The following is a 19936-nucleotide window of genomic DNA, read 5'->3' on the forward strand; positions in this document are numbered from 1 at the left end:
AATCAGTCGCCGCCGCCGCCCCCGCCATCACCGCCCGAGCCGAAATCCCCGTCGCCGAATCCTGGGCTGGAGTCCTGCCCGCTCAGGCCACTGCGTTTTCTGCCATGAGGGCGGCGTCTTGGCCGCGAGCGTTGCCAGGAATAGATGAAGAGCACCACGAATGCGATGGCGATCAGCGGCAGAATATCCATGCATGTTCCCCCGTGCTACACAGGTACCGATTGCTGGTCTGATACAGCTCGGCCATTTCCAGTTGCGTCAACCAGGGCTGACCCTCCATGTCGCGCAATTTGAACTGCGCCAGGCCGCCTTCCGTGCTGTAGAGAATCGGGTCGCTATTGGCCATGTCAACCACTCACCTCCGGTTCATCCGTAAACGATGCTTGTTGCCAAGGGGGGCGGCGTGTAGCCGCATTCATTGCCACCCCAACGCTATAAGAAGCTCATATTCCCGGGCAACAGAAACGAAGAAGCCCGCACGATGGCGGGCTTCTGAAATGGCGCATCCGGCGGGATTCGAACCCACGACCCCTGCCTTCGGAGGGCAGTACTCTATCCAGCTGAGCTACGGATGCGTTGCGGGGCGCAATCATACGCATCTAGGCGCTTAGCGTCCATCGTGCACGAGTGTGTGTTATTCCGAACGCACTTTACACTTTTCACCCTGCTCCAGGCCCTTTTCCCAAGTTTTTTGTCATTATTTAGCGGTTTCAGCCCTTCCGGGTCTTGCCCTTTACCCTTGCCGCTCCTAGGATTCGTTTGAGATTTCAAACGCAGTGTTCGCTCATCCCGAACCCTTCGCCAATCAGCGGCTCTTAACTTTTTACCAGGCCCATGCAGCGCTCTTCGCGCGGCGTGGTTCGTGTCCATGACTCCACCCCCCGACGCCTGGGCGTCGGAATCCGAAGGAGACTGCCATGCAACTGAAAGACGCCCAACTGTTCCGCCAACAGGCCTACATCGATGGCCAGTGGCTCGATGCCGACAGCGGCCAGACCATCGCCGTGAACAACCCGGCGACCGGCGAGATCATCGGCCAGGTGCCGAAGATGGGCCGCGCCGAGACGCGCCGCGCCATCGAGGCCGCCGAGAAGGCGCTGCCGGCCTGGCGTGCGCTGACCGCCAAGGAACGTGCGAACAAGCTGCGTCGCTGGTTCGAGTTGCTGATGGAAAACCAGGATGACTTGGGCCGCCTGATGACCCTGGAGCAGGGCAAGCCGCTGGCCGAGGCCAAGGGCGAGATTGCCTACGCCGCCTCCTTTATCGAGTGGTTCGCCGAGGAAGCCAAGCGCGTATACGGTGACGTGATCCCCGGCCACCAGCCGGACAAGCGCCTGATCGTGATCAAGCAGCCGATCGGCGTGACTGCGGCCATCACCCCGTGGAACTTCCCTGCCGCGATGATCACTCGCAAGGCCGGCCCGGCCCTGGCTGCCGGTTGCACCATGGTGATCAAGCCGGCTTCGCAGACGCCGTTCTCCGCCCTGGCCCTGGTCGAGCTGGCCGAGCGTGCCGGTATTCCGAAAGGCGTGCTCAGCGTGGTCACCGGCAGCGCCGGCGAAGTGGGTGGCGAGCTGACCAGCAACCCCATCGTGCGCAAGCTGTCCTTCACCGGCTCCACCGAGATCGGTCGCCAGCTGATGGCCGAATGCGCCCAGGACATCAAGAAGGTGTCGCTGGAGCTGGGTGGCAACGCGCCGTTCATCGTCTTCGATGACGCCGACCTGGATGCCGCCGTGGAAGGCGCGCTGATTTCCAAGTACCGCAACAACGGCCAGACCTGCGTCTGCGCCAACCGCATCTACGTGCAGGACGGCGTCTATGACGCCTTCGCCGAGAAGCTGGTCGCCGCCGTATCCAAGCTGAAGATCGGTAACGGTCTGGAAGAGGGCACCACCACCGGCCCGCTGATCGACGGCAAGGCCGTGGCCAAGGTGCAGGAGCACATTGAGGACGCCGTGGGTAAAGGCGCCAAGCTGGCCCTGGGCGGCAAGCCGCATGCCCTGGGTGGTACCTTCTTCGAGCCGACCATTCTGCTCGACGTGCCGAAGAGCGCTGCCGTGGCCAAGGAAGAGACCTTCGGCCCGCTGGCGCCGCTGTTCCGCTTCAAGGACGAGGCCGAGGTGATCGCCATGGCCAACGATACTGAGTTCGGCCTGGCCTCCTACTTCTATGCCCGCGACCTGGGCCGCGTGTTCCGCGTGGCCGAGGCGCTGGAGTACGGCATGGTGGGCATCAACACCGGCCTGATCTCCAACGAAGTGGCGCCGTTCGGCGGCGTCAAGGCTTCCGGCCTGGGCCGCGAAGGTTCCAAGTACGGGATCGAGGACTACCTCGAGATCAAGTACATGTGCCTGGGCGGTATCTGATCCGCTGGCGAGAGCGCGGGGTAATCGGCTCCGCGCCTCGCTTGAAATACCCTGGTGGTGCGCACGGCGCACCCTACGGGCTCGCGACGCGCTTGGTGCGGTTGTAACGAGCCAGAATTTCCCCCGCCTCCGGCGGCCCGACGCAGTCGATCATCGTATGCTGCGGCGATCCCCCTCCAGAGGCATTTCCTTGAACCGAGCCGCCCGATGACGGCCATGAGGACACCATGAGCAAGACCAACGAATCCCTGCTGCAACGCCGCCAGGCCGCCGTACCGCGTGGCGTCGGCCAGATCCACCCGATCGTCGCCGAGCGCGCCGAGAACGCCACCGTGTGGGACGTCGAAGGCCGTGAGTACATCGACTTCGCCGGCGGCATCGCCGTACTCAACACCGGCCACCTGCATCCGAAGGTGGTGGCCGCCGTGCAGGAGCAACTGACCAAGCTCAGCCACACCTGCTTCCAGGTGCTGGCCTACGAGCCCTACATCGAGCTGTGCGAAGAAATCGCCAAGCGTGTGCCGGGTGACTTCGCCAAGAAGACCCTGCTGGTCACCTCCGGCTCCGAGGCTGTCGAGAACGCGGTGAAGATCGCCCGTGCTGCCACTGGCCGCGCCGGCGTGATCGCCTTCACCGGCGCCTACCACGGCCGCACCATGATGACCCTGTCGCTGACCGGCAAGGTGGTGCCTTACTCCGCCGGCATGGGCCTGATGCCCGCAGGCGTGTACCGTGCCCAGGCGCCGTGCCCGCTGCATGGCGTGAGCGAAGACGAGTCCATCGCCAGCATCGAGCGCATCTTCAAGAACGACGCGCAGCCGCAGGACATCGCCGCCATCATCATCGAGCCGGTGCAGGGCGAGGGTGGTTTCTACGTCAACTCGCCGGCCTTCATGCAGCGCCTGCGCGCCCTGTGCGACCAGCACGGCATCCTCCTGATCGCTGACGAAGTGCAGACCGGCGCCGGCCGTACCGGCACCTTCTTCGCCACCGAGCAACTGGGCGTGGTGCCGGATCTGACCACCTTCGCCAAGTCCGTTGGCGGCGGCTTCCCGATCTCCGGCGTGTGCGGCAAGGCCGAGATCATGGACAAGATCGCCCCCGGCGGCCTGGGCGGCACCTATGCCGGCAGCCCGATCGCCTGCGCCGCGGCCCTGGCCGTGCTCAAGGTGTTCGACGAGGAGAACCTGCTGGCGCGTTCCAACGCCGTGGGCGAGAAGCTCAAGGCGGGCCTCAAGGCCATCGCCGAGAAGCACAAGGTGATCGGTGACGTGCGTGGCCTGGGTTCGATGGTGGCCATCGAGCTGTTCGAGGGCGGTGACGTGCACAAGCCGGCTGCCGAGCTGGTGGGCAAGATCGTCGCCCGTGCGCGCGAGAAGGGCCTGATCCTGCTGTCGTGCGGCACCTACTACAACGTCATCCGCTTCCTGATGCCCGTCACCATTCCTGATGCGCAACTGGAAAAAGGCATCGCCATTGTCGCCGAGTGCTTCGACGAACTGGCCTGAGTCATTTCTGTTGTATCTGCGCCCGTGGCTCACCAGGCCGGGCGCACCTGAGACCCGCCGCGTGCGGGTCTTTTTTTGCCTGGAGCAAGTAAGCCGTAGCCCGGATGAAATCCGGGGCTTGGGTTGCGGAGGGCAGCGTCTACGCCTGCTGCTGCAGCGCCGCTGAATCCCCTCGCGCGGGCATGAGGTCGGTGGCCGTGCGTGTGCCGAAGAGCTCCCGGATTGCATCCGGGCTACGGTTTGGCATTACCCCTGGGCTCAGTGTGCGCGGCTCAACGCGTCGAGCTGCTGGTTGACCTCGTGGCTGGCCCGTTCCATTTGCGCCACGGCCTGCAGGGTACGTTCCCAATCCTCTGCCTGGGCGGCGTGCAGCGCTTCCTGGGCAGCTCCGTGCACCTGGCGGTGCGGTGCCTCCAGTTGCTGGTAGGCGCGTGTATTGCCGTAGCGGGAAATGGTCTCGGCATTCTGGTACCAGTGGCCGAGGCGACAGTGCTGATGATCGACCAGTTCGGTATTGGCGTGTTGGTGCTGCAGGCGCTGGTAGACGTCGAACTTGAATAGCAGGTGGTCGAGCTTGACCGCCTCGCAGAAGGAGCTGAGCGCGATGCGCTCGATCAGCCCGTTCATGTGCGCGCCGAGTTCGACCATTCTGTCCAGGGTATCGGCCGACTGCGAGACCTCCGTCGATAGCCGCGAGGCCTCGCCTGAGAGCAGGCCGATGGCGCCACTGGCGCGCTCGGTGTCCTGGTTGATGCCGGTGACGAGCTGGCTGATTTCCTGTGTGGCCTGGTGGGTGCGCTGGGCCAGGGCGCGCACTTCGTCGGCGACCACGGCGAAACCACGGCCTTGCTCGCCTGCACGGGCCGCTTCGATGGCGGCGTTGAGGGCCAGCAGGTTGGTCTGATCGGAAATCGCCTTGATCAATTCGACGATACGGCTGATGTCGCCAACCCGCCCTTGCAGTTGCTCGACGCTCTGCACGCTCTGTACGCCCTGCTCGGACATGCTGCCGAGCGCGGCGGAAAAGCCGGCGAGCAGGGTGGCGGTCTGGTGGAACACGTCCTGATGCTCGCGCTGTTTGTCGACATCGACGCGCAACTGTTCGGCTTGCACCACCACACCATCGCGGGTGGCCGAGAGCGATTCCTGAAAATGGCCCAGCTCCTGCTGGAGCTGCTCGTGAAAGCGGCTCATGGCATTGAGCTGGTTCTGTTCTTGTTGCGTCTGGCGCAAGAGTTCGCGGGCATCTTCCAGCTCGCGCTGCATGGCCTGTCTTTCGGCCTCCAGGCGCTCGATCTGGCGTTGCTGATCATGGCATTGCTGGCGCAGTTTACGGTTGAACATTCGGGGCAACTCCCATGGGGCATAAGCGTCTGCATGGTGTCAGTGTGCTATGCGGTTTTCTGCCCGATATTGACGCCGAGCAGGCGTATGGGCAGAAAAAGGCCCGCGCATGGCGCAATGCATGTTCACATGAGGTCGTGTGCGCTTTGCTCCCCTCTCCCATTTATGGGAGAGGGGCTGGGGGAGAGGGCTGAAAACGCCGCAAGTCTGCCGGCCTCCTCTCCGAACGCGGCCCGCCCTAACCCGCTCCCCTGAGGGGCGAGGGGACTGCTCGAGCCCGACCGCAGCTTAAGCGAACAGCATTACGCGCATGGCGGGCCAAAGGGTGACAAGCAACAGGAGTCGGGAACTTACTTGGGCTCGAAGATCACATACACCTTGCGGCATGTTTCCAGCACTTCCCAGGTACCGGAGAAACCGGCGGGGATGACGAAGCGGTCGCCGGCGCGCACCGTCTTGGCGTTGCCCTCGGCGTCGCGCAGCACGGAAACGCCCTGGAGGATCTCGCAGTACTCGTGCTCGGTGTAGTTCACCGTCCACTGGCCCACGGCGCCTTCCCAGATGCCCGTACTGAACTGGCCGCAAGGGCTGCTGTAGTGGTTGCGCACGCTCTGCTCCGGGTCACCCTTGAGCACCTTTTCCGGGGCGGGGCGGTAGTGCTCTGCGGCGCTGCCGGCCTGGGCGAAGTCGACGATCTGCTCGATGTTCATCTGGCGCTTCCGTAGTGACGAGATGGTTGGCTGGAATACTGTCGCAGGGCTGGATTCGCAGCAGTCTATGTGTGGAAAAACGAACATGACAAGGGATTATTCGTTGTTTTTGTCAAAAATATTGAAAACCCCTGTGCCGCTGGTTTAGTGTGGCGAACAGCTTCGGCCAGCGCGCTGGCCTGACCCGATTTTTGCCGGTGCCTGCCCTCGCGGGCGCACCCAGGCCCACAAGAGAGGATGCCGGAATGACTGATCTGACCCGTGCCGACTGGGAACAGCGCGCCAAGACCCTGAACATCGAAACCCGTGCCTTCGTGCATGGGCAGTACCGTACCGCCGAGTCCGGCGCCACCTTCGAGTGCATCAGCCCGGTCGACGGCCGCGTGCTTGGCCTGGTGGCGAGCTGCGACCAGGCCGACGCCGAGCTGGCGGTCAAGGACGCCCGCGCCACCTTCGACTCTGGCGTGTGGTCGCGCCTGGCGCCGGTCAAGCGCAAGCAGGTGATGATTCGCTTCGCCGATCTGCTCGAGGCTCACGCCGAAGAGCTGGCCCTGCTGGAAACCCTCGACATGGGCAAGCCCATCGGTGACTCGTTGGGCATCGACGTGCCGGCCGCCGCCCGCGCCATCCGCTGGAGCGGCGAGGCCATCGACAAGATCTACGACGAAGTGGCCGCCACCCCGCACGATGAGCTGGGCCTGGTCACCCGCGAGCCGGTGGGCGTGGTCGCCGCCATCGTGCCATGGAACTTCCCGCTGCTGATGACCTGCTGGAAGCTCGGCCCGGCGCTGTCTACCGGCAACTCGGTGATCCTCAAACCCTCCGAGAAGTCGCCGCTGACCGGCATCCGCATCGCCCAACTGGCCATCGAGGCCGGCATCCCGGCCGGTGTGTTCAACGTGCTGCCGGGCTTCGGCCATACCGTGGGCAAGGCCCTGGCGCTGCACATGGACGTCGACACCCTGGTGTTCACCGGCTCGACCAAGATCGCCAAGCAACTGATGATCTACGCCGGCGAATCGAACATGAAGCGCGTCTGGCTGGAGGCCGGCGGCAAGAGCCCGAACATCGTCTTCGCCGATGCGCCGGACCTCAAGGCCGCCGCCGAGGCCGCCGCCAGCGCCATCGCCTTCAACCAGGGCGAGGTGTGTACCGCCGGCTCGCGCCTGCTGGTGGAAAACTCCATCAAGGACCAGTTCGTGCCCATGGTGGTCGAGGCCATCAAGGCCTGGAAACCGGGCCATCCGCTGGATCCGGCGACCAACGTCGGCGCGCTGGTGGACAGCACGCAGATGAACAACGTGCTGAGCTACATCCAGGCCGGCCACGAAGACGGCGCCAAGCTGGTGGCCGGTGGCAATCGCGTGCTGGAGGAAACCGGTGGCACCTATGTCGAGCCGACCATTTTCGACGGCGTGAGCAACGCCATGCGCATCGCCAAGGAAGAGATCTTCGGCCCGGTGCTGTCGGTGATCGGTTTCGATGACGAGGCCGAAGCCGTGGCCATCGCCAACGACACCGTCTATGGCCTGGCGGCAGGCATCTGGACCAGCAACCTGTCCCGTGCCCACCGCGTCGGCCGCGCCGTGCGTGCCGGCAGCGTGTGGATCAACCAGTACGACGGCGGTGACATGACCGCGCCATTCGGCGGCTTCAAGCAGTCCGGCAATGGCCGCGACAAGTCGCTGCATGCCTTCGACAAGTACACCGAGATCAAGGCCACCTGGATCAAGCTCTGAAAAGCAGCCGCAAGCTGCAAGCCATAAGCTGCAAGTGAAAGCGGCTGGGCTTCCTGGGGAAGTCCAGCCGTTTTGCATTCCCGCCACGACAAAGAAGGAATCTGGCCATGCGTTGGGGCACTTATTTCGCCGTCTGCGCGGCGGTCATCAGCATCGGCCTGGCGCTGGGCGTGACCATGCCGCTGGTGTCGTTGCGCCTGGAGAGCTGGGGCTACGATTCCTTCGCCATCGGTGTGATGGCGGCCACGCCGGCCGTGGGCGTGCTGCTTGGCGCCTCGCTGGCCGGGCGTCTGGCGGCGCGCTTCGGCACCACCTTGCTGATGCAACTGTGCCTGCTGCTCGGCGCGCTGTCGGTGGCCGGGCTGGCGCTGGTGCAGAACTATGCCGTGTGGGTTGCCTTGCGCCTGTTCATCGGTGTGGCGCTTACCGTGGTGTTCGTGCTCGGTGAGAGCTGGATCAACCAGCTTGCCGTGGAGAAGTGGCGCGGGCGTCTGGTGGCGCTGTATGGCACCGGCTATGCGCTGAGCCAGCTCAGCGGCCCCTTGTTGCTCACCGCCTTGGGCACGGACAGCGACCGGGGCTTCTGGACGGGCGTGGGGCTACTGATCGGCGGTTCGCTGATCCTCCTTGGCCGCAGCGGCGCCCCCAGTGTGGATGCGCACAGCGCCTCGGGCCGGGGCCTGCCGGTGTTCTGCCGCAAGCTGCCGGCGATTGCCTGGGCGGTGATGCTGTTCGCCGCCTTCGAGGCGATGATGCTGACCCTGCTGCCGATCTACGGCTTGCGCCAGGGCTTCACCCAGGAGGTGGCGCTGCTGATGGTCAGCGTGGTGGTGATCGGCGATGCCGTACTGCAACTGCCCATCGGCTGGCTGGCCGACCGCATGTCGCGACGTACCCTGTTCCGTGGCTGTGGTCTGGTGCTGCTGCTGTCCAGCCTGGCGATTCCGCTGCTCTTGCACACGCCACTGATCTGGCCGGTGTTCGTCGCCTTCGGTGCCAGTGCCGGTGGCCTGTTCACCCTGTCGCTGATCCTGATTGGCGAGCGTTACCGCGATGACGAGCTGGTGCGCGCCAATGCCCATGTCGCTCAGCTCTGGGGCTTGGGCTGTCTGATCGGGCCGCTGCTCACCGGCGCGGTGAGCCAGTGGCTGAGCGGCCATGCCCTGCCGCTGATGATGGCCGCTGGCGCCCTGGTATTCATCGTGCTGGCCAGCCAGCGCAGTGCCTTTGCCGAATTCGACGGGGCGTCTGCCGCGCGTTCCTGATTCAGCGCCACTGGCTTAGCAGGCTGTTGAAAAACTACCTGCGTTGCCATTGCTGCGTTAAAAACAGGCTCAAAATGCTCATTTACAACTCGTAAACTCCGCTTTTTCACCTGTTTTTGCCTTGCACTGGCTGCCTCGCCTACGTTTTTCAACGGCCTGTTAGCGCTTGTGATTGCTCCAGCTCGGTGTCTTTGAGCAGTTCGGCGATGGTCGCGCCGATCTGCCGCACGGCGGCTTCGAGTGCCGCGCTGGGCGGCTCGGCGTAGTTCAGGCGGATGCAGTTGCGGTACTTGCCCGCCGCCGAGAAGATGCTGCCCGGTGCCACCTGAATCCTGTGTGGCAGCAGGGCGCGATTGAGCTTCTGGCTGTCGAAGCCCTGGGGCATCTCCACCCAGAGCATGAAACTGCCCTGTGGCTGGCTGACTCGCGTGCCTGGCGGGAAGTAACGGCTGACCCAGTCCACCATCAGATCACGGCCACGCAGATACTGGGCGCGCATGCGCCGCAGGTGCGGTTCGTAATGGCCATCGGCGAGGTAGTCGGCCAGCGCCAGTTGCGGCAGTTGCGCGGTGCTGCCGGTGCCCAGGTACTTCATGTGCACCACCTGCTCCAGATAGCGCCCCGGTGCTATCCAGCCCACGCGCAGACCGGGGGCCAGGGTCTTGGAGAAGGAGCTGCAGAACAGCACGCGGCCGTCTTCGTCATAGGACTTGATGCTGCGCGGGCGCGGGTAGCTGTAGGCCAGGTCGGCGTAGACATCGTCCTCGATGATGGCCACGTCGAAGCGCTGCGCCAGCGCCAGCAGGGCGCGCTTGTTGGCCTCGGGCATGATGTAGCCGAGCGGGTTGTTGCAGGTCGGCGTGAGCTGGATGGCCTTGATCGGCCATTGCTCCAGGGCCATTTCCAGGGCGTCGAGGTTGATCCCGGTGAGCGGGTCGGTGGGCAGTTCCAGAGCCTTCATGCCGAAGCCCTTGAGCGCCTGCATCACGCCATGGAAGCTGGGCGAGTCCACGGCGACTATGTCCCCTGGCTGGCAGATGGCGCGGATCGCCGCCGACAGCGCTTCATGGCAGCCGGTGGTGATGACCAGGTCTTCGGCGGCCAGGCGGCAGCCGGAGTCGAGCATCAGCCGGGCGATCTGCTGGCGCAGGCGAAGCTCGCCGCGTATGTCGCCATAGGTGAGCACTTCGGGCTCCTGGCGCCGCGCCTGGCGCGAGAGATTGCGCAGCAGCGGCTTGAGGGTGGCACCGCTGATGTCCGGACGGCCCCGGCCTAGCTGTAGAACGTGCGGCTGGGCGGTGCTGCTGATCAGCTCCAGCACGTGATCCCACTGCGAGACTTCCACCGGCCTTTGCGCCGGCCGGCTGATCTGCGGCAGCGCTGGTGCCTGGCGCGGCGCGCAGACGAAGTAGCCCGACTTGGGGCGCGGCGTGGCCAGGCCCTGGTCTTCCAGCAGGCGGTAGGCCTGCTGCACCGTGCTCAGGCTGACGCCGTGCTCCTGGCTCAGGTTGCGCACCGAGGGCAGACGATCACCCGGCCGGTAAAGCCCCTGCTTGATGCGTATGCCGATCTCTTCGGCCAGGTTCAGGTACAGCGTCATGGCAACCTCGTCCGCCAAACCAGTACAGATTGGCCATTATTCCGCCATGCAGATGGAATAGGAGCCGTTCTGTATGGAGTTAATAGAGGTTTTTTGAATCTGTCATGGTTTTTCTGCCCGGTGCATGCTGGTTTCCCATGAACGCACCAGGAGGACGGAACCATGCGTGTGATCGACGAGGTAGCCAGAGGAGCGGGCAGCATCGGCCTGCGTGAGGCGCCAGCCCAGCCTGAGCAGGGGTGGAGTTGGACGAACGTCTGGCGCCGTTTCCACACCAGCCGTGAGCTGCGCCACCTGAGCGACGAGGCCCTGGCCGACATCGGTCTGACCCGCGCCGAGGCCAATCGCGAAGCGTGCCTGCCGTTGTGGAAGATGTTCTAGCGTATAAATCCAGACTCGGGCATTGGCGTCGTAGGGTGGGTTAGCAGCGCCGTACACCGCTCTGCCAGCCACGGCCAGGTTCGTGCGCTGCGTAACCCACCAGGCGGCGCATCAGACAGCGCCAATGCCTGTCACCGGCCTGAGCCACGCCAGGCGGATCCGCTTACAGCACTTCCTTCAACCGATGCCAGAGCATGCCCAGCGCCAGCAAGGGCGAGCGCAGGTAGCGGCCGCCGGGGAAGGTCATGTGCGGCACCTTGGCGAACAGCTCGAAACCGCCGCCAACCTGGCCGGCGATGGCCTCGCCGAGCAGCTTGCCGGCCAGGTGCGTGGCGTTCACGCCATGGCCGGAATAGGCCTGAGCGTAGAACACGTTGGGCTGATCCTTGAGCCGGCCGATCTGCGGCAGGCGGTTGGCACCAATGCCGATCATGCCGCCCCACTGGTAGTCGATGCGCACGTTGGCCAGTTGCGGGAACACCTTGAGCATCTTCGGCCGCATGTAGCCGGCGATATCCGCCGGGTCGCGCCCGGAGTAGTGGCAGGCGCCGCCGAACAGCAGGCGGCGGTCGGCGGAGAGGCGGTAGTAATCCACCGTCACGCGCTGGTCGCACAGCGCCATGTTCTGCGGGATCAGTTGCCGCGCCTGTTCTTCGGACAGAGGCTCGGTGGCGATGATATAGCTGCCGGCGGGCAGTACTTTGCCGCCCAACTGCGAGTTCAGCCCGTTGAGGTAGGCATTGCAGGCCAGTACCAGGGTGTTGGCACGCACCTGCCCGCTGGCGGTGTGTACGCGCACTTCGCTGCCGTAATCGATGCGGGTGACGGCTGAATCCTCGAACAGTTGCACGCCCAGCGACTGCGCCGCCGCCGCTTCGCCGAGCGCCAGGTTGAGCGGGTGCAGGTGCCCAGAGCCCATGTCGATCATGGCGCCGTGGTAGTTGTCCGAGCCCACCACCTCATGCACGCGCTCTTTGGGGATCAGGCGCAGCTCGTGACGGTAGCCGAGGCTTTCCAGCTCGGCCTTGTCAGTGGCGAAGTCATCGAGGTGGGCGGGCTTGTTGGCCAGGTCGCAGTAGCCCCAGGTCAGGTCGCAGTCGATCTGGAACTGCGCCACGCGCTCGCGCACGATCTCCACCGCCTCCAGGCCCATCAGCTTGAACTGGCGCACGCCTTCTGTGCCGACCACCGACTCGAACTGCTCGACGCCATGGCCGACGCCGCGGATCAGTTGTCCGCCGTTGCGCCCGCTGGCGCCCCAGCCGATCTTGTGGGCCTCCAGCAGGGCCACGCTGAAACCCTTCTGCGCCAGTTCGATGGCCGTGTTCAGGCCGCTGAAGCCGCCACCGATCACGCACACGTCCACCTTCACCTCGCCTTGCAGCGGCGGGTAGGCCAACTGGCGATTGAGGCTGGCGGCATAGTAGGACGCGGCATGCTGAGGCTGGTGAACGCGGGCGTTCATGTGCGAAATCCTGAATGGCTGTGTGGAAAATTCAACGCAGAATAAGCGCGGTAGCGGCAGTGCGCCAAGAGGTTAGTGGAAAATGCCTGTGGTTTCGTCCGTCGCCGCGCAGACAGGGTTCGGCAATGGGCGGCCCCGGATTGCATCCGGGCTACGCTAGACTGTCGGTTCCGTTTCAGGATCACCGAACATGAGCTGCACCGACCGCAAGATCGACCACCTGCGCCGGCAGATTCCGCGCTTCGACTGCGTGCCAGGCTGCCATGACTGCTGTGGGCCGGTCACGGCTTCGTCCGAGGAGCTGGCGCGCCTGCCGGTCAAGAGCGATGCCGAACACGACGCGGCGCTGGCCGAGTACAACTGCGTGCATCTGGGGCCGAACGGCTGCGAGGTGTATGACCAGCGCCCGCTGATCTGCCGCCTGTTCGGCACCACGCCGAACCTGCCGTGCCCGCATGGACGTGGGCCGGAGCAGCCCATCGAGCCGGCGGTGGAGCGCCAGGTGCACCGCCTGATCGCCACCACCCGGCAGCGCTTGGTGTAAACAACCTACAGGGCTAGCCGCTTTTCAACTTGAGGCTTGTCGCTTGCAGCTTGCCGCTGCTTCACTCCGGCACGGGCAGGGCCAGCGATTCCTTCACCTCTTCCATGACGATATAACTCTTCGACTCGCGCACGTGCGGCAGCTTGAGCAGGATGTCGCCGAGCAGCTTGCGGTAGCTGGCCATCTCGTTGATGCGTGCCTTCACCAGGTAGTCGAAGTCGCCGGACACCAGATGGCATTCCAGCACATGCGGTAGCTTGAGCACGGCGCGGCGGAATTCCTCGAAGGTGTCGCCGGACTTGTAGTCCAGGCTGATCTCGACGAACACCAGCAGGCTGGCCTTGAGGTGCTGCGGGTTGAGGCGGGCGTGGTAGCCCATGATGATCCCTTCGCGCTCCAGGCGGCGTACGCGCTCGGTGCAGGGCGTGGTCGACAGGCCCACGCGCTCGCCCAGTTCGGTGAAGCTGATGCGCCCGTCCTCCTGCAGAATGCGCAGGATATTGCGGTCGATCTTGTCCAGTTCACGACGGCTTTGATGCTGGGTTCTCATGGGGAATCCGCCTCTGTAAAACGGCTTTTTGCCGAGAATTCTCGCCAAATATAGCTGTGTATATGGTGAAAAGCACTGCACGGCTCTTCCTATACTGCGCCCATCGACAACAATGGCCTGTAACGTACGTGCCTTGGGCGCGGCGGGGAGAAAAACATGCGTGTTCTGGTTCTCGGCAGCGGTGTGATTGGTACCGCCAGTGCTTACTACCTCGCCCGTCAGGGCTTCGAGGTGGTGGTGGTCGACCGCCAGGATGGCCCGGCCTTGGAAACCAGCTTTGCCAACGCCGGCCAGGTCTCCCCCGGCTACGCTTCGCCCTGGGCCGCCCCGGGCGTGCCGCTGAAGGCCATCAAGTGGCTGCTGCAGAAACACGCGCCGCTGGCGATCAAGGCCACCGGTGACGTCGACCAGTACCTGTGGATGGCGCAGATGCTGCGCAACTGCACCGCCAGCCGCTATGCGATCAACAAGGAGCGCATGGTGCGTCTGTCCGAGTACAGCCGCGATTGCCTCGACGAGCTGCGCGCCGAGACCGGCATCGCCTACGAAGGCCGCCAGCTCGGTACCACCCAACTGTTCCGCACCCAGGCCCAGGTCGATGCCGCTGCCAAGGACATCGCCGTGCTGGAAGCCTCCGGCGTGCCCTTCGAGCTGCTCGACCGTGACGCCATCGCCCGCGTCGAACCGGCGCTGGCTGGCGTCAAACACAAGCTGGCCGGTGCCCTGCGCCTGCCCAACGATCAGACCGGCGACTGCCAGATGTTCACCACCAAGCTGGCGGACATGGCCAAGGCGCTCGGCGTCGAGTTCCGTTTCGGCCAGAACATCCAGCGCCTGGACGCCGTGGGCGAGCGCATCAACGGCGTGTGGATCGACGGCAAGCTGGAAACCGCCGACCGCTACGTGCTCGCCCTCGGCAGCTACAGCCCGCAACTGCTCAAGCCGCTGGGCATCCGCGCCCCGGTGTACCCGCTCAAGGGCTATTCGCTGACCGTGCCCATCGTCGATGCGGACATGGCGCCCAAGTCGACCATCCTCGACGAGACCTACAAGGTGGCCATCACCCGTTTCGACAATCGCATCCGTGTGGGCGGCATGGCCGAGATCGCCGGTTTCGACCTGTCGCTCAACCCGCGTCGCCGCGAAACCCTGGAAATGATCACCGCCGACTTGTACCCGCAAGGCGGCGACCTGCAGCGCGCCGACTTCTGGACCGGCTTGCGTCCGGCCACCCCCGATGGCACCCCCATCGTCGGCGCCACCGCCTACCGCAACCTGTTCCTCAATACCGGCCACGGCACCCTGGGCTGGACCATGGCCTGCGGCTCCGGTCGCCTGCTCGCCGATCTGATGGCCAACAAGCGCCCGCAGATCAGCGCCGACGGCCTGGATATCTCGCGTTATTCGCGCAAGGCGCGTGAAGTGCACGGTGCACCGCAGCCGTTGCGTACCTGATAGCCTGCGTGCCCCTGTAATCGAAGGAGCTTTACCCCTATGTCGATCCAGCGCCTGCATGTGGAAAAGCGCTACAGCGAAGTGGTGATCCACAACGGCACCGTTTACCTCGCCGGCCAGTTGGCCGATGACTTCGGCGGCGACATCCGCGAGCAGACCCGTCAGACCCTGGCCAACATCGACAAGATGCTGGCCGAGGCCGGTAGCGACAAGAGCAAGATTCTCTCGCTGACCATCTTCCTCAAGGACATGGCCGACTACGGCGGCCTCAACGCCGAGTACGACGCCTGGGTCGCCGAGGGCAACGCACCGGCGCGCGCCTGCGTCGAGGCGCAGATGTACAAGCCCGAAGTGCTGGTGGAGATGTGTGTGGTGGCGGCTGTCTGAGGCGGCCTCGCCCTGGCTGTCGCGGGGCGACGTCGAACATCGGTGCGGACAATTTTTTGCGGCCTGCCATCCCTGGCGGCCGCCCTTACGGGCCGTCGCAGGGCGACGTCAAAAATTGTTCCAGACAATTTTTTGTGTTGGCTTCTCGCCCGGTTCCCCGCCGGGCTTTTTTTATAGTCTGTAGCCCGGATGCAATCCGGGGATGGCAATTGCAAGGCCCCGGATTGCATCCGGGCTACGAAACCAGCGAAGCAGTGAGAAATAGCGAACCATGCGCCCCGCCCGTGCCCTGATCGACCTCGATGCCCTGCGTCATAACTACCGACTGGCCCGAGAATTGAGCGGCGCTCGTGCCCTGGCCGTGGTCAAGGCCGATGCCTACGGGCACGGTGCAGTGCGCTGTGCGCAGGCGTTGGAAGCCGAGGCCGATGGCTTCGCCGTGGCCTGCATCGAAGAGGCGTTGGCGCTGCGCGAGGCGGGGATCCGCGCGCCTATCCTGCTGCTCGAAGGCTTTTTCGAGGCCGACGAACTGGCACTGATCGACCAGCATGACCTGTGGTGCGTGGTGCATGCCCATTGGCAGATCGAGGCCATCGAACAGGCGCGCCTGAGCAGGCCGCTGACGCTCTGGCTCAAGCTGGATTCCGGCATGCATCGAGTCGGCCTGCACCCGGCCGAATACCAGAACGCCTATCGCCGCCTGCTGGCCAGCGGCAAGGTCAGCAAGATCGTGCTGATGAGCCACTTCGCCCGCGCCGACGAGCCTGAGTGCGAGCGCACGACCGAGCAACTGGCGGTGTTCCTGCAGGCGCGCGAGGGCCTGGCTGCCGAGGTCAGCCTGCGCAACTCGCCGGCCGTGCTGGGCTGGCCACAGGTGCCGAGTGACTGGGTGCGCCCCGGTATCATGCTGTATGGCGCCACGCCGTTCGAGCAGGCGCAGGAGCAGGCGGCGCGCCTGCAGCCGGTGATGACCCTGGAATCCAAGATCATCAGCGTGCGTGAACTGCCGGCCGGCGAGCCGGTCGGCTATGGCGCGCGCTTCATCGCCGAGCGGCCGACCCGCGTCGGTGTGGTCGCCATGGGCTATGCCGATGGTTATCCACGGCATGCGCCGACCGGCACCCCGGTAGCGGTGGATGGCCAGCTCAGCCGCCTGATCGGCCGTGTATCGATGGACATGCTCACCGTCGACCTCACCGACCTGCCGCAGGCCGGCCTGGGCAGCCGGGTCGAGCTATGGGGCAAGCAGGTGCTGGCCAGTGAGGTGGCCATGGCGGCGGGCAGCATTCCCTACCAGATTTTCTGCAACCTGCGCCGGGCGCCGCTGCACTATGTCGGGGGCTGAGCCCGCCTTCTGTAGGGCACCTCAAAAAACTACCTGCGTTGCCATCGCGGCGTTAAAAACAGGCTCAGAATGCTCATTTACAACACGTAAACTGCGCTTCTTCGCCTGTTTTTGCCTTGCGCTGCCTGCCTCGCCTACGTTTTTAGAGGTGTCCTGTAGGGGAGTCTGCACGCTGCTGTTGTAAATTCCGAACGCTATGCCATGATACGGACACTTTTTCCGTATCCACCTCTTGAGGGAGGGCAACCACATTGGACGTCGGCGTTCGCCTGCAATCGATTCGTAAGCTCAAAGGTCTATCCCAGCGTGAACTCGCCAAGCGTGCGGGCGTCACCAACAGCACCATCTCGATGATCGAGAAGAACAGCGTCAGCCCCTCCATCAGTTCGCTGAAGAAGGTGCTCAGTGGTATCCCCATGTCGCTGGTGGAGTTCTTCTCCCTCGATCTGGAGCAGGAGAACCAGACCCAGGTGGTCTACCGTGCGGCCGAGCTGACCGACATCTGCAGTGGCGCCATCACCATGAAGCTGATCGGCAAGGCCCATCCCAGCCGCGCCATCGCCTTCCTCGACGAAACCTACCCGGCCGGTGCCGACACTGGCGACGACATGTATGCCCACGAAGGCGAAGAAGCCGGCATGCTGGTCGAAGGCCGTCTGGAGCTGACCGTCGGCAACGAGGTGTTCGTGCTGGAGCCGGGCGACAGCTACTACTTCGAGAGCAGCAAGCCACATCGCTTTCGCAATCCCTTCGACGTGCCCGCGCGGCTGATCAGCGCCACCTCGCCGGCGAATTTTTAAAGGCAGCTACAAGCCACAAGCTTCAAGCTGCAAGTAGCAGCACTGGGGCGACCCGTTTCGCTAGCGGCTTGAGACTTATGGCTGCTTTCCTGCGACAAATGTGTTGTTTCAGCCAGGCTGGCTAATCGTTATACTGTCGCCCGCTCGCGAAACCGTGGCCGCGGGCGTGACTAGCCACGAAGAGGGTGTACCGTGAATCTGATGAAGAACATGCTGGCAGCTCCGGCTGTCGTATTGGCCCTGTGGGCAGTGACTGCTCAGGCCACGACCGATGAAGCCATTGCCGAACGCCTCAAGCCGGTCGGTGAAGTGTGCGTCATGGGTGAGGAATGCAAGGGCGTGGAAACCGTCGCCGCATCTGCCGGTGGTGGTGCGCGCAGCGCCGATGACATCATTGCCAAGCACTGCAACGCCTGCCATGGCACCGGCGTGCTGGGCGCACCGAAGATCGGTGACACCGCTGCCTGGAAAGACCGCGCCGACCACCAGGGCGGCCTCGACGGCATCCTGGCCAAGGCCATCTCCGGCATCAACGCCATGCCGCCGAAAGGCACCTGTGCCGATTGCTCGGAAGACGAGCTGCGCGCCGCGATCAAGAAGATGTCTGGCCTGTAAGCCCGACGCTTCCACGAAGAGCCGCCCCAGAGGCGGCTTTTTTCTGCGCGTCGTTCGGGCAGTGTGCGAGTTGATTGTTTAGCCAGTTGCAATCCGAAGGTTTGAAAAACCCGATTTAACGCACGTCAAACCCTGTGCGACGCTGCCAAGCCATGATCTCCCTGGCCTGCCAAGTCCATGTTCCGCTCTACCGCGCCCCGGCGCGCAGGCGTCTGTTGCAGCGGCTCAACCCGCTGCTGAGCATCATCCTCGCCTTCTGGGCCTTGTGGCACTGCCGCCACGCGCGCCCGCCGGACGCCGTCCCCGCCCGCTGAGAACCGATGGCTGCGCCATGTCCGCAGCCGCTGCTATCACCTTGTCTGCCTGTGCAACCCGTTCACGAAGCGAGCGGGCCGTGCGGACACCGAGCGCCCCACTGGCGCAAGCGAGCGCAACATGACGACTTTCGCTGCTGTGCAGGAAGCCCAGGATTTCCTGGCCAGCAATCCCGATATCGAACTGATCGAGCTGTTCATCCTCGACGCCAATGGCGTGCCGCGCGGCAAGCTGCTGCACCGCGAGGAACTGCTGGCACTGTACGAAAGCGGCCGGCCGCTGCCGAGCACCATGCTCGGCCTGAGCATCCAGGGCGAGGACGTCGAGGACACCGGCCTGGTCTGGGATGTCGGTGATATCGACTGCCGCGCCTACCCGCTGCCCGGCAGCCTGGTGCGCCTGCCCTGGCGGCAGATGCCCACCGCCGCCGTGCAGGTGTCGATGCACCCCAGCGAAGGCCTGCCGGCCACGCCGGCCGATCCTCGCCAGTTGCTGATCCGGGTGATCGAGCAGCTCGAAGACGATGGTTACTACCCAGTGATGGCCTGCGAGCTGGAGTTCTATTTGCTCGACCAGAAGCGCGATGCCCAGGGCCGCCCGCAGCCGGCGCTGGATGCCGACGGCGGCCGCCCACGGCAGACCCAGGTCTACGGCCTGCGTGAGCTGGAGCAGATCGAACCCTTCCTGCGCGATCTCTATGCCGCCTGCAAGGCGCAGGGCATTCCGGCGCGCACGGCGATTTCCGAATACGCTCCCGGCCAGGTGGAAATCACCCTGGAGCATGGCCGGGCGCTGGCGGCGATGGATCAGGCGGTGCGCTACAAGCGCCTGGTCAAGGGCGTGGCCCATGCCCATGGCATGCAGGCCTGCTTTATGGCCAAACCTTTCGACCACCTGGCCGGCACTGGCATGCACATGCATGTCAGCCTGGCCGATGGGCAGGGCAACAATCTGTTCGCCAGTGAAGATCCCGCCGGTACGCCGCTGCTGCGCCAGGCTGTGGGCGGCATGCTCGCTTGCCTGCTCGACTCGCTGCTGTTGTTCTGCCCCAACGCTAATTCCTACCGCCGTTTTCAGGCCAACAGCTATGCGCCGCTGGCGCCCACCTGGGGTGTGGATAACCGTACCGTCAGCCTGCGCGTGCCCGGTGGCCCGGCGAACACCCGGCATGTCGAGCACCGCATCTGCGGTGCCGATGCCAACCCCTATCTCGCTGCCGCTGCGATCCTCGCCGGCATTCACCGGGGCATTCGCGAAGGCCTCGACCCCGGCGCACCGGTGGAGGGCAATGGCTATGCCCAGGCCACGGAACATCTGCCGACCCAGTGGTCGGCGGCGATCCAGGCGCTGGAAGATTCAGGCTGGGCGCGCGAAGCCTTTGGCGCCGAGTTCCTCAAGGTTTATCTCGCGGTCAAGCGCGCCGAATACCGCCAGTTCATGGGCGAAGTCGGCGAGCAGGACTGGCGCTGGTATCTGAGTAACGCCTGACATTCGTAGGGTGCCGCGGGGCTGCCTAGGCCGTGCGCACCGACCCCATTTGTGGT

20 protein-coding genes and 1 tRNA gene are annotated in these 19936 nt (G+C 64.6%); 13 read left to right on the forward strand and 8 right to left on the reverse strand.

Annotated features, from left to right (window positions below):
- Positions 1-2: 2 nt before the first annotated feature.
- The 3 genes from PVE35_RS01085 to PVE35_RS01095 all read right to left on the reverse strand — a co-directional run bounded on the left by PVE35_RS01085 (position 3) and on the right by PVE35_RS01095 (position 575).
- On the reverse strand, positions 3-191 hold the full coding sequence (locus PVE35_RS01085; protein ID WP_277373503.1) for a hypothetical protein: 189 nt from the start codon (positions 189-191) through the stop codon (positions 3-5).
- Positions 173-346: a hypothetical protein gene (locus PVE35_RS01090; RefSeq protein ID WP_277373505.1), complete on the reverse strand. Its 174-nt coding sequence runs from the start codon at positions 344-346 to the stop codon at positions 173-175. The genes PVE35_RS01085 and PVE35_RS01090 overlap by 19 nt, the downstream gene beginning before the upstream one ends.
- Positions 347-498: 152 nt before the next feature.
- A tRNA-Arg gene (locus PVE35_RS01095) sits at positions 499-575 on the reverse strand.
- A gap of 342 nt (positions 576-917) precedes the next feature.
- Between PVE35_RS01095 and gabD the strand changes: the two genes are divergently transcribed.
- Both gabD and gabT read left to right on the forward strand, forming a co-directional pair.
- Positions 918-2369, forward strand: coding sequence for an NADP-dependent succinate-semialdehyde dehydrogenase (gene gabD / locus PVE35_RS01100; protein ID WP_277373506.1), 1452 nt, complete (start codon positions 918-920; stop codon positions 2367-2369).
- Positions 2370-2596: 227 nt separating this feature from the next.
- The gene (gabT, locus tag PVE35_RS01105; protein ID WP_268180536.1) at positions 2597-3877 is read left to right on the forward strand and encodes a 4-aminobutyrate--2-oxoglutarate transaminase; all 1281 of its coding nucleotides are present in this window, start codon (positions 2597-2599) and stop codon (positions 3875-3877) included.
- Positions 3878-4135: 258 nt separating this feature from the next.
- On the opposite strand, the gene PVE35_RS01110 is transcribed toward gabT, so the two are convergent.
- Together PVE35_RS01110 and PVE35_RS01115 are read right to left on the reverse strand one after the other, a co-directional pair.
- A complete protein-coding gene (locus tag PVE35_RS01110) occupies positions 4136-5221 on the reverse strand; it encodes a methyl-accepting chemotaxis protein (protein ID WP_277373507.1) in 1086 nt (361 codons plus the stop codon).
- Positions 5222-5571: 350 nt separating this feature from the next.
- Positions 5572-5931: a cupin domain-containing protein gene (locus tag PVE35_RS01115; RefSeq protein WP_268180538.1), complete on the reverse strand. Its 360-nt coding sequence runs from the start codon at positions 5929-5931 to the stop codon at positions 5572-5574.
- Between the two features lie 245 nt (positions 5932-6176).
- On the opposite strand from PVE35_RS01115, the gene PVE35_RS01120 reads away from it, so the two are divergent.
- Positions 6177-7670 (forward strand): aldehyde dehydrogenase, encoded by a 1494-nt coding sequence (locus PVE35_RS01120; protein ID WP_277373508.1) that lies wholly within the window; start codon positions 6177-6179, stop codon positions 7668-7670.
- 107 nt (positions 7671-7777) lie between these two features.
- Complete coding sequence (locus tag PVE35_RS01125) at positions 7778-8935, forward strand: MFS transporter (RefSeq protein ID WP_277373509.1); 1158 nt, start codon at positions 7778-7780, stop codon at positions 8933-8935.
- A gap of 148 nt (positions 8936-9083) precedes the next feature.
- Here the strand turns inward: PVE35_RS01125 and PVE35_RS01130 are convergent, their stop codons facing one another.
- Complete coding sequence (locus tag PVE35_RS01130) at positions 9084-10535, reverse strand: PLP-dependent aminotransferase family protein (protein WP_277373510.1); 1452 nt, start codon at positions 10533-10535, stop codon at positions 9084-9086.
- Positions 10536-10697: 162 nt separating this feature from the next.
- Here PVE35_RS01130 and PVE35_RS01135 point away from each other — a divergent pair, with 162 nt between their 5' ends.
- A complete protein-coding gene (locus tag PVE35_RS01135; RefSeq protein WP_277373511.1) occupies positions 10698-10916 on the forward strand; it encodes a DUF1127 domain-containing protein in 219 nt (72 codons plus the stop codon).
- Between the two features lie 163 nt (positions 10917-11079).
- Here PVE35_RS01135 and PVE35_RS01140 read toward each other — a convergent pair whose 3' ends face one another.
- Positions 11080-12381 carry an FAD-binding oxidoreductase gene (locus PVE35_RS01140; protein WP_277373512.1) on the reverse strand — a complete coding sequence of 434 codons (1302 nt, stop codon included), beginning with the start codon at positions 12379-12381 and terminating at the stop codon, positions 11080-11082.
- Between the two features lie 190 nt (positions 12382-12571).
- Here PVE35_RS01140 and PVE35_RS01145 point away from each other — a divergent pair, with 190 nt between their 5' ends.
- Positions 12572-12925: a YkgJ family cysteine cluster protein gene (locus PVE35_RS01145; RefSeq protein ID WP_074677774.1), complete on the forward strand. Its 354-nt coding sequence runs from the start codon at positions 12572-12574 to the stop codon at positions 12923-12925.
- A gap of 61 nt (positions 12926-12986) precedes the next feature.
- On the opposite strand, the gene dadR is transcribed toward PVE35_RS01145, so the two are convergent.
- On the reverse strand, positions 12987-13475 hold the full coding sequence (gene dadR, locus PVE35_RS01150; protein WP_197857795.1) for a transcriptional regulator DadR: 489 nt from the start codon (positions 13473-13475) through the stop codon (positions 12987-12989).
- Positions 13476-13631: 156 nt separating this feature from the next.
- Between dadR and dadA the strand changes: the two genes are divergently transcribed.
- The 7 genes from dadA (at position 13632) to PVE35_RS01185 (ending at position 19880) form a co-directional block, all read left to right on the forward strand.
- Positions 13632-14930 (forward strand): D-amino acid dehydrogenase, encoded by a 1299-nt coding sequence (dadA, locus tag PVE35_RS01155; protein ID WP_268180549.1) that lies wholly within the window; start codon positions 13632-13634, stop codon positions 14928-14930.
- A gap of 39 nt (positions 14931-14969) precedes the next feature.
- The gene (locus tag PVE35_RS01160) at positions 14970-15317 is read left to right on the forward strand and encodes a RidA family protein (protein WP_268180551.1); all 348 of its coding nucleotides are present in this window, start codon (positions 14970-14972) and stop codon (positions 15315-15317) included.
- A 271-nt stretch (positions 15318-15588) separates the two neighbouring features.
- Positions 15589-16662, forward strand: coding sequence for an alanine racemase (alr, locus tag PVE35_RS01165; protein ID WP_277373513.1), 1074 nt, complete (start codon positions 15589-15591; stop codon positions 16660-16662).
- Between the two features lie 251 nt (positions 16663-16913).
- The gene (locus PVE35_RS01170) at positions 16914-17462 is read left to right on the forward strand and encodes a cupin domain-containing protein (protein WP_268180555.1); all 549 of its coding nucleotides are present in this window, start codon (positions 16914-16916) and stop codon (positions 17460-17462) included.
- Positions 17463-17654: 192 nt separating this feature from the next.
- On the forward strand, positions 17655-18077 hold the full coding sequence (locus PVE35_RS01175) for a c-type cytochrome (protein WP_346772060.1): 423 nt from the start codon (positions 17655-17657) through the stop codon (positions 18075-18077).
- A gap of 134 nt (positions 18078-18211) precedes the next feature.
- Positions 18212-18391 carry a hypothetical protein gene (locus PVE35_RS01180; RefSeq protein ID WP_277374945.1) on the forward strand — a complete coding sequence of 60 codons (180 nt, stop codon included), beginning with the start codon at positions 18212-18214 and terminating at the stop codon, positions 18389-18391.
- 121 nt (positions 18392-18512) lie between these two features.
- Positions 18513-19880, forward strand: coding sequence for a glutamine synthetase family protein (locus PVE35_RS01185; RefSeq protein WP_277373514.1), 1368 nt, complete (start codon positions 18513-18515; stop codon positions 19878-19880).
- Positions 19881-19936: the final 56 nt, after the last annotated feature.

Source organism: Pseudomonas sp. AA-38 (assembly GCF_029457475.1).
Lineage (GTDB): Bacteria > Pseudomonadota > Gammaproteobacteria > Pseudomonadales > Pseudomonadaceae > Aquipseudomonas.

Coding starts and splice junctions, on each gene's coding strand:
- PVE35_RS01085 (WP_277373503.1), bottom strand. CDS start 191: ATGGATATTCTGCCGCTGATCGCCATCGCATTCGTGGTGCTCTTCATC.
- PVE35_RS01090 (WP_277373505.1), bottom strand. CDS start 346: ATGGCCAATAGCGACCCGATTCTCTACAGCACGGAAGGCGGCCTGGCG.
- gabD (WP_277373506.1), top strand. CDS start 918: ATGCAACTGAAAGACGCCCAACTGTTCCGCCAACAGGCCTACATCGAT.
- gabT (WP_268180536.1), top strand. CDS start 2,597: ATGAGCAAGACCAACGAATCCCTGCTGCAACGCCGCCAGGCCGCCGTA.
- PVE35_RS01110 (WP_277373507.1), bottom strand. CDS start 5,221: ATGTTCAACCGTAAACTGCGCCAGCAATGCCATGATCAGCAACGCCAG.
- PVE35_RS01115 (WP_268180538.1), bottom strand. CDS start 5,931: ATGAACATCGAGCAGATCGTCGACTTCGCCCAGGCCGGCAGCGCCGCA.
- PVE35_RS01120 (WP_277373508.1), top strand. CDS start 6,177: ATGACTGATCTGACCCGTGCCGACTGGGAACAGCGCGCCAAGACCCTG.
- PVE35_RS01125 (WP_277373509.1), top strand. CDS start 7,778: ATGCGTTGGGGCACTTATTTCGCCGTCTGCGCGGCGGTCATCAGCATC.
- PVE35_RS01130 (WP_277373510.1), bottom strand. CDS start 10,535: ATGACGCTGTACCTGAACCTGGCCGAAGAGATCGGCATACGCATCAAG.
- PVE35_RS01135 (WP_277373511.1), top strand. CDS start 10,698: ATGCGTGTGATCGACGAGGTAGCCAGAGGAGCGGGCAGCATCGGCCTG.
- PVE35_RS01140 (WP_277373512.1), bottom strand. CDS start 12,381: ATGAACGCCCGCGTTCACCAGCCTCAGCATGCCGCGTCCTACTATGCC.
- PVE35_RS01145 (WP_074677774.1), top strand. CDS start 12,572: ATGAGCTGCACCGACCGCAAGATCGACCACCTGCGCCGGCAGATTCCG.
- dadR (WP_197857795.1), bottom strand. CDS start 13,475: ATGAGAACCCAGCATCAAAGCCGTCGTGAACTGGACAAGATCGACCGC.
- dadA (WP_268180549.1), top strand. CDS start 13,632: ATGCGTGTTCTGGTTCTCGGCAGCGGTGTGATTGGTACCGCCAGTGCT.
- PVE35_RS01160 (WP_268180551.1), top strand. CDS start 14,970: ATGTCGATCCAGCGCCTGCATGTGGAAAAGCGCTACAGCGAAGTGGTG.
- alr (WP_277373513.1), top strand. CDS start 15,589: ATGCGCCCCGCCCGTGCCCTGATCGACCTCGATGCCCTGCGTCATAAC.
- PVE35_RS01185 (WP_277373514.1), top strand. CDS start 18,513: ATGACGACTTTCGCTGCTGTGCAGGAAGCCCAGGATTTCCTGGCCAGC.